Source organism: Streptomyces sp. NPDC052496 (genome assembly GCF_040679095.1).
Lineage (GTDB): Bacteria > Actinomycetota > Actinomycetes > Streptomycetales > Streptomycetaceae > Streptomyces.
The window spans coordinates 152,618-167,875 of sequence record NZ_JBFAUH010000007.1 but is presented as its reverse complement, the minus strand read 5'-3'; the positions used below and the strand labels follow the sequence as shown (position 1 = coordinate 167,875).

Annotated in this window: 15 protein-coding genes and 1 pseudogene; 9 read left to right on the top strand and 7 right to left on the bottom strand. The window is 73.8% G+C overall.

Annotated elements, in window-relative coordinates:
• The first annotated feature begins 33 nt into the window (after nucleotides 1-33).
• The 6 genes and pseudogenes from AB0L45_RS12280 (at nucleotide 34) to AB0L45_RS12255 (ending at nucleotide 4,692) form a co-directional block, all read left to right on the top strand.
• A complete protein-coding gene (locus tag AB0L45_RS12280; protein ID WP_365838803.1) occupies nucleotides 34-648 on the top strand; it encodes a TetR/AcrR family transcriptional regulator in 615 nt (204 codons plus the stop codon).
• 93 nt (nucleotides 649-741) lie between these two features.
• On the top strand, nucleotides 742-1,323 hold the full coding sequence (locus AB0L45_RS12275; protein WP_365838801.1) for a GNAT family N-acetyltransferase: 582 nt from the start codon (nucleotides 742-744) through the stop codon (nucleotides 1,321-1,323).
• Between the two features lie 87 nt (nucleotides 1,324-1,410).
• Nucleotides 1,411-1,473, top strand: a pseudogene (locus AB0L45_RS12270) (DUF664 domain-containing protein); the annotation flags it as partial.
• A gap of 990 nt (nucleotides 1,474-2,463) precedes the next feature.
• The gene (locus tag AB0L45_RS12265) at nucleotides 2,464-2,928 is read left to right on the top strand and encodes a nucleotide disphospho-sugar-binding domain-containing protein (protein WP_365838799.1); all 465 of its coding nucleotides are present in this window, start codon (nucleotides 2,464-2,466) and stop codon (nucleotides 2,926-2,928) included.
• Nucleotides 2,929-3,077: 149 nt separating this feature from the next.
• Nucleotides 3,078-3,536, top strand: a complete 459-nt coding sequence (locus tag AB0L45_RS12260) for a hypothetical protein (RefSeq protein WP_365838797.1) — start codon at nucleotides 3,078-3,080, stop codon at nucleotides 3,534-3,536.
• A 232-nt stretch (nucleotides 3,537-3,768) separates the two neighbouring features.
• Complete coding sequence (locus AB0L45_RS12255; RefSeq protein ID WP_365838795.1) at nucleotides 3,769-4,692, top strand: NADP-dependent oxidoreductase; 924 nt, start codon at nucleotides 3,769-3,771, stop codon at nucleotides 4,690-4,692.
• Nucleotides 4,693-4,719: 27 nt separating this feature from the next.
• Here the strand turns inward: AB0L45_RS12255 and AB0L45_RS12250 are convergent, their stop codons facing one another.
• The 5 genes from AB0L45_RS12250 to AB0L45_RS12230 form a co-directional block, all read right to left on the bottom strand.
• Nucleotides 4,720-5,070 carry a VOC family protein gene (locus tag AB0L45_RS12250; RefSeq protein ID WP_073763570.1) on the bottom strand — a complete coding sequence of 117 codons (351 nt, stop codon included), beginning with the start codon at nucleotides 5,068-5,070 and terminating at the stop codon, nucleotides 4,720-4,722.
• Between the two features lie 110 nt (nucleotides 5,071-5,180).
• A complete protein-coding gene (locus AB0L45_RS12245) occupies nucleotides 5,181-6,299 on the bottom strand; it encodes a CapA family protein (RefSeq protein ID WP_365839041.1) in 1,119 nt (372 codons plus the stop codon).
• A gap of 150 nt (nucleotides 6,300-6,449) precedes the next feature.
• Complete coding sequence (locus tag AB0L45_RS12240) at nucleotides 6,450-7,322, bottom strand: class I SAM-dependent methyltransferase (protein WP_365838793.1); 873 nt, start codon at nucleotides 7,320-7,322, stop codon at nucleotides 6,450-6,452.
• Nucleotides 7,323-7,403: 81 nt separating this feature from the next.
• Nucleotides 7,404-8,885 carry a phosphatase PAP2 family protein gene (locus AB0L45_RS12235; protein ID WP_365838791.1) on the bottom strand — a complete coding sequence of 494 codons (1,482 nt, stop codon included), beginning with the start codon at nucleotides 8,883-8,885 and terminating at the stop codon, nucleotides 7,404-7,406.
• Nucleotides 8,886-9,047: 162 nt separating this feature from the next.
• Nucleotides 9,048-9,503, bottom strand: coding sequence for a CBS domain-containing protein (locus AB0L45_RS12230; RefSeq protein WP_365838789.1), 456 nt, complete (start codon nucleotides 9,501-9,503; stop codon nucleotides 9,048-9,050).
• 386 nt (nucleotides 9,504-9,889) lie between these two features.
• Between AB0L45_RS12230 and AB0L45_RS12225 the strand changes: the two genes are divergently transcribed.
• Nucleotides 9,890-10,186, top strand: coding sequence for a DUF6158 family protein (locus AB0L45_RS12225; RefSeq protein WP_365838787.1), 297 nt, complete (start codon nucleotides 9,890-9,892; stop codon nucleotides 10,184-10,186).
• A 218-nt stretch (nucleotides 10,187-10,404) separates the two neighbouring features.
• On the opposite strand, the gene AB0L45_RS12220 is transcribed toward AB0L45_RS12225, so the two are convergent.
• Nucleotides 10,405-11,496, bottom strand: coding sequence for an enolase C-terminal domain-like protein (locus AB0L45_RS12220; protein WP_365838785.1), 1,092 nt, complete (start codon nucleotides 11,494-11,496; stop codon nucleotides 10,405-10,407).
• A 372-nt stretch (nucleotides 11,497-11,868) separates the two neighbouring features.
• Here AB0L45_RS12220 and AB0L45_RS12215 point away from each other — a divergent pair, with 372 nt between their 5' ends.
• Nucleotides 11,869-12,729 (top strand): SigB/SigF/SigG family RNA polymerase sigma factor, encoded by an 861-nt coding sequence (locus tag AB0L45_RS12215; protein WP_365838783.1) that lies wholly within the window; start codon nucleotides 11,869-11,871, stop codon nucleotides 12,727-12,729.
• Between the two features lie 77 nt (nucleotides 12,730-12,806).
• On the opposite strand, the gene AB0L45_RS12210 is transcribed toward AB0L45_RS12215, so the two are convergent.
• Nucleotides 12,807-14,105, bottom strand: coding sequence for a PAS domain-containing protein (locus AB0L45_RS12210; RefSeq protein WP_365838781.1), 1,299 nt, complete (start codon nucleotides 14,103-14,105; stop codon nucleotides 12,807-12,809).
• A 186-nt stretch (nucleotides 14,106-14,291) separates the two neighbouring features.
• On the opposite strand from AB0L45_RS12210, the gene AB0L45_RS12205 reads away from it, so the two are divergent.
• On the top strand, nucleotides 14,292-15,212 hold the full coding sequence (locus tag AB0L45_RS12205; RefSeq protein ID WP_365838779.1) for an ANTAR domain-containing protein: 921 nt from the start codon (nucleotides 14,292-14,294) through the stop codon (nucleotides 15,210-15,212).
• Nucleotides 15,213-15,258: the final 46 nt, after the last annotated feature.

The window sequence follows — 15,258 nt, the reverse complement described above, 5'->3', positions numbered from 1 at the left end:
TCGGGAGGAACCATCACCTCCAGGGAGCGGTACGTGCCCAAGTCACCCACCAAACGCCGGCCGGCCACGGTCGCCGCGCTCACCGACAGCGCGCTCGCCCTCTTCGCCGAGCGCGGCTTCCACGCCACGTCGATCAGTGACATCGTCCAGCAGGCCGGGCTGACCCGCGGAGCCTTCTACTCCAACTTCCGGGACAAGGAAGAACTCTTCCTCGCCCTGTACGACGCGCACACCGACCGGCTCCTGGCCGACCTGCGGCACCAGGTTGAGGCCTTCACCGACGACGCCGACCCGGTGGCACGCGTCTTCGACCTCCTGGCCACGCACGACGCGCGGGAGCGCTCCTGGTTCCTGGTCTCCATGGAGTTCACCCTGCACGCGGCGCGCCACCCGGCCGTCGCGCGCGCCCTGGCCGAACACGAAGAGCGCCTCAACACCGGCCTGGCGGAGATCCTGGACCGCTGTCTCCAGTCGTCCGGAGACGCCCCGGACGTCTCCGCCGCCGCCCTCGCCCGCCTGGTCGTGGCTCTCTACGAAGGCCTCACCGCCATGCGCGTCACCCACCCCGCCGCCGACACCGACCCCACCCCACTGGCCCGCCGCGCCCTTCCCCACCTCGTGCGGGCCCTCGGCGCACCGCGGGACTGACGGCGACCGCGGCTCGGCCGCGGACCGTCCCGGTGCACGCCGCGGCCGATAACGCGTTGTCGCGCTCAGCTGGTCCGCGAGAACATCCAGCGCATGGAAGAGCCTGCCGAAAGCATCCGTTCCGGCCAGGTCGTCGTACGCCGGTGGCGGCCGGGCGATCTCGACGCGCTGGAGCGGGCGATCCGCGAATCCCTGGACCACCTGGTGCCGTGGATGCCCTGGGCAGCCGATCCCGGCCGCCGGCAGACCGCCGAATACCTCGCCCGGAGCGAGGAGGAGTGGGAGACCCGGCAGGCTTTCGGTTACGCGATCACATCGGGCGCCGCGGTGATCGGCAGCTGCGGCCTGATGCGCCGCATCGGAACGGGCGGCCTCGACATCGGTTACTGGCTCCACCCGCACTGGACCGGCCGGGGCCTGGCCACGACGGCCGCGGGGGCGCTCGTCCGTGAGGGCTTCCGGCTCACGGGCACCGACCGCATCGAGATCCATCACGACGCCGCCAACCCTGCCAGCGGCGCCGTCGCCCGCCGCCTGGGCTTCACCGAGGTCGAGCGCGTGCCGGCACCTGAAGGGCCCGCCGCTCCCGGTGAGGTGGGCATCCATGTCATCTGGCGGATGACGGCGGAGCGATGGAGGCAGACGACACAGGAGCGGTTCCGGCGGACGGACTGAGTGGCGGCGGCCCCGACTGACGGGGGGCACCCGCCTGCTTGCGGCCGCTGCGTCCGTGGGCTTCTGGCGGTGCTGACGGACGGCTGATGCCGGCACGCGGGCCACGCGGACATCCTCCGGGAACTGATCGACGGCTCGACCGGCCGCTGACCGCCCCTCCGGCGCGGGCGCCGGACCGTACCCGGCCGCGTCGCCGGGTGCCGCGAGCCCGCGCCGCCCGGTCCTCGTGTGCCGAAGAGGCCGCTCTACGTGGGGATTACGTAAGGCGCTACGTAGATCACTTGCGGACGGCGCCAACCGGCCGGGCCCGGACGTACCGTCGACGACGGCAGAGAAAAAACCTCTGCGCGGAACTCGGCTCCCACTCAAGAAACGAGCAAGGATGTGCGTATGACGTCATGGCGCACCCGCGTCGCTCTCGGTCTCGCCGTCGGCGCCGCGGCGCTCACGGTCCCGCTGACCGCCACCCCGCTGCCGCCGCAGACTGGAAGGTCGCGGGCGGCGGAAGGTACTCCTCGGAGCAGGCCCGCGAAAGCGAGGCGCGCCAGGATTACGTCGACAGCGGCCAGTACAGCGAGGTCGACTGCGTGAACAAGGGCGTCTCCTTCTACGGGATCTGGGTGCGTTGATACCCGGCCGGGAAACCCGGCGCTGTTCCCGTGGTGAAGTGTGCAGCCGCGGTGCCCATTGCCCGGCCGTGGGGGGGGCGGGCGGCGGGCGCCGCGGCGCTGCGGTCGGTGCGTACGCACGGGAACTCCCGGCTCGGAAACACCCGGATCCGCACCGCCGGCCGCAGACCTGGAGCCGCCGTGAGCTTACAGACAGCGATCACCGCTGAGCCGATCCCTTCCCATGTGTCCGCACTCGATTACGTCATCGGCCCGGCCCGCGCACAGGGCCACGATGTCACGCTCCATGCCCCCCTCATGTTCCGTCACGAAGCCCGGCGGCGAGGAGTGACATTCCACAAGGCCGGAACGGACTCGACCTGTGATCCGGCCGTACAGCGGAAAGCGAGCACGGTCTGGGCCGAAAAGGGAAACACGTCTTTCAACCGGTACGTCTTCGGCCGGCCGTCCGGACCGCTCGTCCTCCCCGCGCCCTCTGGTCTACGCGAGCCTCGGCACCCTGACCACCGCCATGTCAGGGCTGCGTACGGCGGTCACGGACCTGTACCGGGAGATCATGGCCGCGCTCTCCGCCCTCGGCTGCGACGCGATCGTGTCCGCGGGCAGCCTCGCGGAGCGGTTGCGCGGTACGGACCCCCGCGTCACTGTCGTCGAGCACGTCCCGCAGCCCGCGCTCCTGTGCCGGGCCGACCTGTTCGTTACGCACGGCGGCCGGGCTTCCCTGCTCGACGCGGTGCAGGCCGCAACGCCCGTGCTGGGGCTCGGCATTCTCGCCGACCAGCCCGGCAATGCCGCCGCGTTCGCGCGGCGTGGTCTCGGCCGTGCGCTGCAATGGACGGCGACACATCAGGAGACCGCCGACGCCATGACGGCCGTCCCCGGCAATTCCGGCTACAAGGGCGCCATGGCCGGCGCCGGCGCCGAGCTGGCCCGGCTGCCACCACTCGACATCAGGGACTCGACATCAGGGAACTGATGACGCAACCCACGGGCCAATTCACCCCTCTGTAGGAGTGGCAAGGCCCAGTTGCCTGATGAAGCAACTCTGTTGACGGCCCGTCACCTTTCGCGTGTGCGAAAAAATGACCCGTGGTGCCACGCGACATGCACAGGAAAGGGAAATCCATGACCAGGACGATGAAGACCGGGACGGGGAACGAGAGGAGGACCGGGACGAAGAGGTCCAGCCGGCGGCGCGTGGCCGTGACCGGTGGGCTGGGGGTGGCCTTGCTGGCACTGGCCGCCGTGCCCGCGCAGGCCAAGGGCTCCCTGGACCTCACGGCGCCGCGCACGGCCACGGTCGGCAAGGCGTTCACCGTCACCGCGCAGGGGAACGACGACGCCGCCCCCTACCAGCGGATATGCCTGGAGGACCGCAACGGTGCGCAGGCATGGCGCCAGCTGGCCTGCGGCACCACGGTGGCCAGGGAGGACGGCGGGGACGTGCAGGCCACGGCTCAGGTCAAGGCCGCGCAGCGCGGCCCGCTGCAGCTCCGTGCGGTGCTGTACGGGATGACCGGCCCGAGCGACCAGCACCCCGTGCGCTACCGGGCCTCGGACGTGGCGACGGTACAGGTCCGCTGACGGGATTCCGCTGAGATTTCCCGAGCGGTATCCGTGACGCGGGGGCGCGTGGCCGGCCGCATTCGGTGTGCCGCGCGCCCTTCAGGAAACACCGTGGCCACCGGCGGTGCCGGCACGGGATTCCGCACGGAAGAACCGGAAAGTGCTGACAACTGCTCCGGCGGGCGAGTCGCCGCTCGGCCGTGGAGCAGGCAGGATCGTTCTGCGGCCCTCTCATTCAGGAGACGTCATCATGAAGGCAGTCATCACGCACAGCTACGGCGACCCCGAACAGCTGACCTACAGCGACCAGCCCGATCCCAAGGTGGCGCCGGACGCGGTGCTGGTGCGGGTGAAGGCGGTCGGGGTCAATCCGGTCGACTGGAAGGTCCTCGCGGGCTATCTCGACCCGCTGATGCAGGTGCACTTTCCGCTGATCCCCGGCTGGGACGTGGCCGGGGTGGTCGAGCGGAACGGTGTGGACGCGACCGAATTCGCCGTCGGTGACGAGGTCATCGGGTACGTCCGCAAGGACGAGGTCCAGCACGGCACGTTCGCCGAACTGGTCTCCGCTCCGGTACGGACCCTGGCGCGCAAGCCCGCCGCGCTCAGCTGGCAGCAGGCCGCCGGACTGCCGCTCGCCGGCCTCACCGCCCTCCAGGCCATGGACCGGATCGGCGTGACCAAGGGCGACACGGTCCTGGTGCACGCCGCGGCGGGCGGCGTCGGCTCGCTCGGTGTGCAGATCGCGGTGGCCCGAGGCGCCCGCGTCATCGGTACGGCCGGCGAGCACAACCACGATTTCCTGCGCTCCCTGGGCGCCGAGCCGGTGACCTACGGCGACGGTCTGGCCGGCCGGGTGCGTGAGCTGGCGCCCGACGGGGTGGACGCGGCCCTGGACTTCGTCGGCAACGGCGTCATCGACGTCTCGCAGGAACTGCTGCGCGACCGCTCACGGGTCGCCTCCATCGCCGACGACGACGTCAAGGAGAAGGGCGGGCACCTCGTATGGGTGCGCCCGGACAGCGCAGGCCTGGCCACGCTGGGCGACCTCGCCGACGCCGGGAAGCTCACCGTGCACGTCGACACGGTGCTGCCGCTGTCGCAGGCGGCCGAGGCGTTCCGCCGCAGCCAGGAGGGCCGGACGCGCGGGAAGATCGTGCTGGAGGTCTCCTGAAACGGCGGTTCGCGCTGCCCGGGAACGTCAGGCCGCTTTCCGGTCGACGTACTCGAAGACCGAGCCGTCCGGATGGCGGGCGACGAGGTTGCGGCCGATCGGGGTCGGCAGCGGGCCCGCGATGATCTGCGCGCCGACCGCCGTCAGATCGGCCACCGCGTCGTCCACGTCCTTGACGGCGAGCGTCGCGGTGATCTTCCGCAGGACGGACAGCTGCGCCTCCGGGCCGCTCATCAGGAAGAAACAGCCGACGGCCGCGACCGAGACGCCGCCGTGCTCGAAGCGCATCGCCTCGGCCCCGGTCAGCCGTTCGTACACACCGATCGCGGCGTCGAGGTCGGTCACGCACACGCGCAAAGAGGTCCCCAGAATGTCCATGGGACGAGCGTAGTTGGGGCGCCTCGCCGTACGCGATCAGTTGCGGAATCCGGTGCGGACCGGGGTGCCGGGCCGCCGTCCCGGCCGGCCGTGCGCCCGCCCCGGCGCCGTCAACCCGTCATCGTCAGCCCGTCGTCGGCCGCGCCCCGCGAGAGGACCACGTCGCGCACGGCGTCGCGGGCGCGGGCGTGTGCCGAGCCGCCGGGAGCGCCGGCGGTCAGCGGGACGACGCGGAACGCGTGGTCGACGTCGGTGAGTTGCGGGGTGAACTCCGCCTTGGTCACGGTCCAGCGCCGGCCCGCCGCGCCGGGCGGAGCGAAGGTGAAGCGGGCCATCGAGCTCTGGTTGCCGCGGGGGTCGACCGCGCCCCGCGGGTTGTACATGTAGCCGGCCAGCTGATCGCCCATCCCGTAGACGACCCAGGTGCCGTTGACCTTCTCGTACGCCTGTGGGACATGGGCGTGGGTGCCGAGGATCAGGTCGATGTCGGTGCGGTCGCCGGTGCGGGCGGCGGTGAGGGCGTGGGCGAGGGTGCGCTGCTGCTCGTCGGGCTCCTGCTGCCATTCGGTGCCCCAGTGCAGGCTCACCACGACCACGTCGGCGCCCGCGCGCCGGGCGGCCCGCGCGTCGGCGAGGATGCGGTCCCGGTCGATGAGGTTGACCGACCAGGGCTGCCCTTCGGGTACGGCGATGCCGTTGGTGCCGTACGCGTACGCGAGCTGCGCGACCTTCGCCGGGCCGGCCGTGAGGAGGGTGGGGCGGGCGGCCTCGCCGGCGGTGCGGGCCGAGCCGGCGTGCCGTACGCCGGCCGCGTCCAGGGCGTTCAGGGTGCGCCGGATCCCGGCGGGACCGTCGTCGAGGGTGTGGTTGGAGGCGGTGGAGCAGGAGTCGTACCCGGTGGCCTTGAGGGCGGCGGCGACCTGCGGGGGTGCCTTGAACGCGGGATAGCCGGTGAACGGCCCACCGTCCTCGCCGTACACCGTCTCCATGTGGCAGATCGCCAGGTCGGCGCCGGAGACCAGGGGCCGGACGCCGGCGAGCATGGGGCCGAAGTCGTGGCCGCGGCCGTGCGCGTCCTTGCGGGCCTGCTCGATGATCTCGGTGTGCGGCAGCACGTCGCCGGTGGCCAGGAGGGTGAAGCCGCCGGGGGCCGCGGCGGTCGCGGGCTGTCCCGGGGTGGTGCGGTGGCGTCCCGCGGCGGGCTGCTGGGGGCCGCAGCCCGCCGCCAGGAGTGCCAGGGCCAGGAGGGCGGCCGGTCCGTACGTACGTCTCACGGAATCTTCATACCGCCCGGGACGGGATAGTTCGCGCCGGCCGTGGCGGTCGGGGCACCGGCAGGCCGCAGTGGGCCGCGCCCGGCCGGGGCGTGGCGCGGTCCCTCACACCCGGCACCGGATCTCGCCGTGCAGCACGCCGAACCAGGCGTCCTCCCGCGCGCCCCACGCCCGCCACGCCCGGGCGATCCGCTCCAGTTCGGCCGGGGTTGCGTGGCCGCCGTCGACCGCGAGCCGGGCGTACGCGGAGGCGACCGTCCGGTCCGCCCACAGGCCGCTCCACCAGGAACGTTCCTCCGGGGTCGCGTAGCTCCACGCGCTCGCCGTCGAGGTGATCGCGGCATCGGCGAACCCGGCCTCCAGGGCCCAGGCGCGCAGCCGCCGTCCCGCGTCCGGCTCGCCGCCGTTGGCGCGGGCCACCCGGCGGTACAGGTCCAGCCAGCCGTCCATGCCCTCGACCGCCGGGTACCAGGTCATGGCCGCGTAGTCCGCGTCCCGTACGGCCACGACGCCGCCCGGCCGGGTGACGCGGCGCATCTCGCGCAGCGCCCGGACCGGGTCGCCCACGTGCTGGAGGACCTGGTGGGCGTGGGTGACGCAGAAGGAGTCGTCGGGGAAGTCCAGTGCGTGGACGTCGCCGGTCACGAAGCGGACGTTGGTCAGGCCGCGTCCCTCGGCGGTGGCCCGCGCCTGCTCCAGTACGTCCGGTGCGTGCTCCAGCCCGGTGACCCGGCCGTCCGGCACCAGCGCGGCCAGGTCGGCCGTGATGGTGCCGGGGCCGCAGCCGATGTCCAGGATGTCCATGCGCGGCCGGAGCGCGTCCAGCAGGTACGCCGCCGAGTTGGCGGCGGTGCGCCAGGTGTGCGAGCGCAGCACGGACTCGTGGTGCCCGTGGGTGTACACGGCGGACTCGCGGTGGTGGTGCGGGCGGTCGGCGGACGTGCGGCTCTGGGCGTGGACGGCGGACTTGTGCGGCATGGCGGACGGCTCCTTCGCGCTCCCGGTCGGCAGGTGTGAGCACCGTACGCCGGGCGACCGCATCATGAGAACGCCGTCTCGCTATTCGGGCAGCAGGCGGTATACGGTCAGCGCCTCGTTCTCCTTGCAGATCGTCAACTCACGCGGCGCCGGGCTCACTTCACCGTCGTACGCCAGCACACCGCCCTCCGCGAGACCGCCGATCCGCACCGAGCGCAACCGGGACTCGCTCAGCACGGGGGAGTGCCGCAGCGCGCCCGTCAGAGCCGCGGTCAGCAGCCGCGTACGGGCCAGCCGCCCGCCGTGCACCACGCGCACGTCCAGCACCCCGTCCGCCAGGTCGTGCCGGCGCACCGGCGCCAGGCCCAGCCCCCGGTACGCGCAGTTGCCCGCGAACAGCAGCCACACCTCCCGCCGCTTCCCGTTGACCTCCACCGTCACCGGGTCGGCCGTACGCAGCACCTTCCAGGCGGCCAGCACCCCGGCCGGCCAGGCGCCGATCCGGCCCGCCCACTCCTCCCGCACGCGCACCAGCTCCGGGTACGCGCCGATGGAGAAGGTGTTGAGGTAGTACGTGGGGTCCTGGCCCGGCGCGGTACGGAACCCGGCCAGGTCCACCGCGACCGCCTCACCGCTCTCCACCGCCCGCCCGGCGTCCGCGAGCGTCTCGATGCCCAGGTCGTACGCGAAGTGGTTGCGGGTGCCGCCGGGCAGCACCGCCAGCGGCAGACCGTGCCGTACGGCGACCGCCGCCGCGGCGCAGACGGTACCGTCCCCGCCCAGCACCCCCAGCGCGCCACCGGCCTGCTTCGCCTGCTCGGCGGCCTCCTCCAGGGCCTTGTCCAGCGGCGGCGACTCCGGATCGCCGCACAGCACCACCTCGGCCTCCGGCAGCACGCCGCGCACCTCCTGCACCCGGTCGGGGCGCGGGCCGGTGCGCTGCCCGGAGGCGTGGTTGGCCACCACGAACAGCCCGCGTCCCCGCGGCAGCGAGGGCGCGTCGGCCGCCGGCCGCGCCGGGGGCGCCAGCTGCGCCCGGGTCGGCGCGAGCCCGCGCACGGCGAGCGCCGCGCCCACCCCGAGCGCGGCCCCCGCCAGGACGTCACCCGGGTAGTGCACGCCCGTGTAGACGCGGGAGAACGCCACGGAGGCGGCGACCGGCGCCAACGCCAGGCCCCACCACTTGTTCTCGAACGCGACGCCGGTGGCGAAGGCCGCGGCCGAGGCCGCGTGGCCGGAGGGGAACGACGTGGTGAACGGCTGCCGGTGCAGCTGCCGTATCACCGGCACCGCGTCCAGCAGCGGCCGGTTGCGCCGCACCGAGCGCTTGCCCAGCGTGTTGACCGTCGCCGACGCCGCCGCCAGTGAGGCCACCCCGCGCAGCGCGGCCCGGCGCATCGGCCGCCCGCCGAGCGCGGCCGCGCCCGCCGCGATGCCCATCCACAGCAGCCCGTGGTCGGCGGTGCGGGTCAGTTTCGGCAGGACGCGCTGTGCGCCCGGCCAGTGCCGTGACGCGACGCTGTCGAAGATCGCCCGGTCCCAGGTACTCAGCAGCTTTCGCATGGGCCACCTGTACCCCGAAGAACGGGGCGCAGACAGCGGCCCCACGGTTCCCCGCGCCGTCCGTCGCATCCGCGGCCGTTCCCGTCGGTCGGACCGGTGGGCCGGGACCGGCGGACCGGCGGACCGGCGGACCGTGGCGTCCGCCCCGGACCCGGCCGGGCCTCAGGCCGGTCCAGGGCCCGGGTGCCCGCCGTCCGGCCAGCTGTCCGGGGCGGCCCGGCTGATGTCCGCGAGCGCCGAGTCCGGTTCCTGCGCACGGGCCAGGTCACCGATGCTGACCACGCCCACCGGTGTCCCGTTCTCGACCACTGGCAGCCGCCGTACCGCGTTCGTCCGCATCAGCGTGACCGCCTCGCTGATGTGGTCGTCGGGGCCGACACAGACCGGCTCGGGGGTGCACACCGAGCGGCAGGACACGGCGAGCGGGTCGACCCCGTCGGCCACTGCCCGCAGCGTGATGTCGCGGTCGGTCACCACCCCCAGCAGCACACCGTCCTGCGTCACCAGCACGTCCCCGATGTCCTGCGCACGCATCAGCTGCGCCGCCTCGACGAGCGAGGCGTCCGGCAGGACCGCCGCGACGTCCGGGGTCATGACGTCCCTCACGAACTGTGCCATGGCTGTTCGCCTTCTCTCGGTCGGGCCGGCGCGCAACGGGAGAGCCGCGCGGGGCCGGGCCCCGGGGCAGGGGAGCGCCCGGGGCCCGTCACCCCGGGGCGTCGTGGAGCGCGCCGGCGGCACCGGTCACGTGGGGGCGGCGCCGGTCGCCGCGCCGAGCCTGAGCGGTCCTCGTACGATCGAAGGAGGCGACCGGGCGGACCGGGTGGTCCGAGGTGCCGGAACGGCCCGCGGAGCCGGGGCCCGGCCTGGTAGTGAGTGGGGTGAGGAATCCGAGTTCCATGCCTGCCTCCGGGGCTCGCAGCGAGCCTGCCGCCGGACGTGTCCGGGTGGTTGTGCGAGCGGGTACCCGAAGGGACGCACCCGACACGGAGGGAGAAACCCCGATGCCGTCCCACGACACGCCCACCGACGTCCCGCAGCCCGCGGGGACGGAGGCCGCCACGCCGGTCTCCGCCACGTTGGGGATCCCGCCCGCCCGGCTCGACGAGCAGCAGCTGCTGCGCGAGCTGGAGACCATCCACCGCACCCGGCACGACACCCTCCTGCACGGCTCCACCGACGCGCTCGCCACCCACAACGCGCGCATGGCGGAGCTGGAGGGCGAGTACCTGCGCCGCCACCCGCGCCGCTGGGTCGCCTCCGGCCGGACCCGCTCCGGGGCCCGCGCCCGCACCGGCTGACCACGTCGCGGCCACCGGCCGGTGAGATCGGTACGTTTGACCTGGCGCCGCCCAGGTACCCGGTGACCGGCCGAGCGGCCACGGAGAAGCCCCGAACGGCAGGGGAAGGGGCAGTGGGGAGAAACGCCCGGGCGCGGAATGTGGGGTTCCGCGCCTGGGCCACTCCTGCGCCACCGGCAGCACATCCCACGGCCCGCCGCTCCACGGCACCCGGTACCTCACAGCACCCGGTATGGCGTCGCCTCCTCATGGTGGAACCGCAGGCCGTGGCCCGGCAGTTGCTTCGCGCCGGGGCGGATCGTGCCGCCGGACGGGTCGAGGCCGCCGTCGAAGAACATCGACTCGATGCGTACGTGGTCGTGGAACCACTCGATGTGCCGCAGGTTCGGTACGCACGCGGCCGGATGGGCGTGGACGTGCGGGGCACAGTGCGCGGAGACCTCCAGGCCGTGTGCCTCGGCGAGGGCCGCGGCGCGCAGCCAGACCGTCAGACCGCCGCACCGGGTGGCGTCGATCTGGAGGCAGTCCACGACCGGGGCCAGCCGGGCGAAGTACGGCAGGTCGTAGCCGTACTCACCGGCCGTCACGTCACACACCACCAGGTCGCGGACGACCCGCAGGCCCTCCAGGTCGTCGGAGGAGACCGGCTCCTCGAACCAGCCGACGCCCTGGTCGGCGAGTTCCCGGCCGACCCGTACGGCCTGCTTGCGGGTGTAGGCGCCGTTGGCGTCCACGTACAGTTCGGCGCGCGGTCCGATGGCCTTACGGGCGTTGCGTACGCGGGACAGGTCGCGCTCGACGGCCCGGCCCCACTCCTCACCGATCTTGATCTTGACCCGTTCGATGCCCTGCCCGTGCACCCACCCGTTCAGCTGCGTCGCCAGGTGGGTGTCGTGGTACGTGGTGAAGCCGCCCGAGCCGTAGACCGGCACCGCGCTGCGCACCGCGCCGATCAGATGCAGCAGCGGCAGGTCCAGCAGCCGCGCCTTGAGGTCCCACAGGGCGATGTCCACCGCGGACAGCGCGCAGGCGACCAGCCCGGGCCGGCCGGCGTTGCGCACCGCGCGGCTCATGGCCTCGTAGGCGCCCTGGACGTCCAGCGCGCTGCGGCCCAGGACCGGGCGGGTGAGCAGGTCGCGGACGACCGAGCCGGTGTCGGCGGCGGCGTAGGTCCAGCCCAGGCCGGTGGTCGTACCGGAGCGGGCCTCGACGACGATGACGGTGGTGGTGTCCCAGGCGAGCGTGCCGTCGGCTTCCGGCGCGTCGGTGGGGACGGTGTAAGCGGTGACGTCCAGCCGCTCGACTCTCATGTGACCAGGGGCTCCTCTTCGGTCTCGGTGCGGACCCGGGGCTCGTGCCCACGTCCTGCCGCGCCCGCCGCTCGCAGGGCTCCCGGCCGGTGCGCGTGCGGCGCCGGCCGGCCGGACCGCACGTCCGGCCGGTGACGGGGGGTCAGCGATCCGTCCCGCACGGGTTACCTGACCCGCGGGCCGGAAACCTCCCGGGGCGGTGCCCGCCGCGCCCGATTCGCCCCGGGAGGCGTTTACCGGGAAAGGCTCCGGGCACGCGATCCGTGTGCTTCGGACCGGAGGCACGCCCGTGGGAGTGAACTGTTCCGCGAGCGTGCTCTCCGGCTGCGCTCCCACGGAGGACCCCAGTCCACCGATCAGGGAGCCGAGACCATGCCCTCTGTACGCACACCCCATTCCGCGAACACCCAGCGCGCCCGGCCCGCCGAACGTCCGACGGTCGTCCGCCGCACCCAGAAGAAGCACCCGCACGACGACGCGCCGGACACCGGCGCCGACTTCCGCAAGCTGATGGCGCTGCCCGACGGGCCGGAGCGGGACGCGCTGCGCCAGAGCATCGTCTGCGCCTGGCTGCCGATGGCCGAACGTCTCGCGCGCCAGTTCCGCAACCGCGGCGAGACCACCGAGGACCTGACCCAGGTCGCCTCGCTCGGCCTGGTCAAGGCCGTGGACCGGTACGACCCGGACCGCGGCTGCGCCTTCGAGAGCTTCGCCGTGCCGACCATCGTCGGCGAGATCAAGCGGCACTTCCGCGACCACATGTGGGGCCTGCACGTGCCCCGGCGCGTCCAGGAACTGCGCAACCGCGTCCGTACGGCCACGCTGGAGCTCACCCACGCGCCCGACGACCACCGCCCCGCCGCCCAGGACATCGCCCGCCACACCGGCATGACGCTGGAGGAGGTGCTGCTCGGCATGGAGGCCCTGGAGAGCTACGCGACGCTCTCCCTGGACGCCGAACTGCCCGGCGCCGACGACGGGTACGCCCTGGTGGACACCCTCGGCGGCCCGGAGCCCGGCTTCGACCTCGTCGTCGACCGCGAGGCGGTCCGGCCCAAGCTCCAGATGCTGCCCGAACGCGAGCGGCAGATCCTCTACCTCCGGTTCTTCTGCGACATGACGCAGAGCCGGATCGCCGACCGGCTCGGCATCTCACAGATGCACGTCTCCCGGCTCATCAACCGCACCTGCACCCGCCTGTGCGACCAGGTGGGCGGACGCCGAGCGGCCTGAGATCGGTGACGGGGCCACGGGGGAACAGGGGCGACGGTGCGGTGTCGCAGGGCGCAGTGCCCCAGGGCCGCGGCGTCTCAGGGGCGCAGCGCGTGCCCCAGGTGGCGGGCCATCCGGTCGACGGTACCCGCCTCCGCCAGGCTGAAGGCCCGCCGCCCGCCCGTGCGCAACAGCGTCAGGACGCCCCGCACGGGCCCCGCTTTCGCCCGCAGCGGCACGCACAGCAGCGAGGTCACCTCGGCGCGGGCCAGGATCGGCGCTCCCGCGGCGTCGTGACCGAACGCGCCGAGGTCCTCCGGGCGCACCTGGAGGTGGGCGTTGCCCGCGCGGGCCGCCTCGACCACGACCGGGCAGTCCCCGGGGGGCTGGGCGGCGAGGGTGGCCGTCAGGCTGTCCGGGGCGGGCGGGCCGCCGGTGGTGCCGCGCGGGCCCGTCGCGGTGTCCGCCGCCGTGCCGTACGCCTCGTCCCCGGCGTACGGCACGGGTCTCTCGGCCCCGTGGACCGCCACCCGCACCAACGGCCCACCGCCCCGGGTCACCAGATCGGCCGTCACCCAGTCGGCGAAGCGGCCGCGCAGCACCCGGCAGGCCCGGTCGAGCACGGCGGTGGGCTCGCGCGGCGACTCCAGCAGCGCCATGGTCATGTCGTCGAGGAGATCCATCAGTTCGGTGTTGCGGGTCACCTCGGACAGGCCGGGCCGCGCGGTGCCCGCACCGCCCGCGTCCTGCGTACGGTCCGCATCCCCCGTACGGTCCGCGTCGCCGGTGCCCTCCGCCGTGCCGGGCCGGTCCGCCGCCAGCGCGTCCGGACCGGTGAGGAAGACCGTGAGCACGGACGTGTTCGGCTCGCCCTGGGGCCGCAGCGCGGTCATCGTGGCCCGTGACGCATCGCCCGCGCGCCGGACCCCGTCCGGCGGCGGCAGCAGCCGTACGACCAGGCTGCGGTCGCCCTCGTTACGGGAGACCGCAGCCACCTGGGAGCGGAAGGCGGCCCGCTCCTCGGGGACGAGCGAGGCGGTCAGCGGGCGGCCCGCCGCGTACCCGGCACGCATCCCGAACAGCCGGGTGCCGGCGAAGTTCAGCCGCCGTATCACCGCGTCCGGATCCAGCAGCACCACCGGGAACGGCATCCGCTGGAACAGCGCGCGCAGCAGCTGCTGTTCGTCGGCGGCCCGCCGCACGCCGTTGTCCCGCTCCGCCGGCAGGCCCCGTTCCAGGCGGGGCAGGAGCACGTCGACCACGTGCTGGAGCTCGAAGAGAGCGGCGTCCAGGACGGACAGCCGCTCGGTGGAGGGCAGGGCGCGGGCGGCGCGCAGCTCTTCGACTCGTCTGCGGAAATCCGCGAGTTCCGCGGCGACGCGCTCGACCTCGGCCATGCTCACACGCTATCCGGTGCGCCGTCGGACCGTACCCGTGTGGCGGCAAGCCGACCGGCCGGCGGCCCCGGGCATCCCAACTCGACGGGAATCCGGCGTTTTCCACCGTACGCACCGGGCAGCCGAACTGGTGCGGGGTCCTCGACTTCCGTCTACGGACCCGAAGGGACTGACCACACAGTGGACGTGACAACGCCGACCCGCACCCGTTTCGAGACCGGGGCGTCCGACCTCACCGCTGGGCCGTCCGCCCGCGACCTCGCCCACCTCGCCGAACAGGCCGCCTGGTGCACCCCGGACAGCTGCGGCGCCGCCGCGACGGTGAGCACCGGCGACGGCACCGCCGAAGGACCGACCGCGGTGACCCACCCCGACCTGTCCGCCCTGGTCAGCGTGCAGTGGGAGTCCGGAGAAGGGCCCATCCCCGCGGCCCTGGACACCGGCCGGGCCACCGGCGCGGACGACCTGCTGCACGAGAGCCGCTGGCCCGAGTACCGCGCCAAGGCACTGGAGGCCGGGGTACGTTCCAGCGCCACCCTCCCGTACCGCCGCGACGGCATCACCCTCACCCTCACCGTCTACGGCTTCCGGCCGGGCCTGACGGTCGAGAAGGGCTGTACGGCGACGGACGTGCTCGGTGAGCTGGCCGCGACCGGACTGGCGCGGGAGCGCCGCTACCGCGAGGCGCTCGTCGAGGTGGACCAGCTCGACACCGCCCTGCGCACCCGGCCGGTGGTCGACCAGGCATGCGGCATCCTCATGTACGTGCTGGGCTGTGACGCGGACACCGCCTTCGACACGCTGCGCCGGCTGTCCCAGCGCACCAACCGCAAACTGTCCGACCTCGCCGGCGCCCTGGTCCGCACCCGCGGGCACGGGCTGGAGGCGGAGCTGCGGTGCCTGGGGAGAAGACCCGGCGCCCGCACCGCACGGCCGCCCGGGGCCGGCGCACGGACGGCGCCGACCCCGCCGCGCCGGACGCCGGCCACGTGCCGTAGGGCGGACGGAACCGCTTCCTCCCAGGGCCCCGCGCCCGGTTCCCGCCGCGCCCGGACACCGGCACTCGGCCGACCGGCGACGTGTCGCCCCGCCTCCCGGCCCCGGTGATCTGCAAAGGTGGTCGGGGCCCGCACTCATGTGATGGGCCCACGAT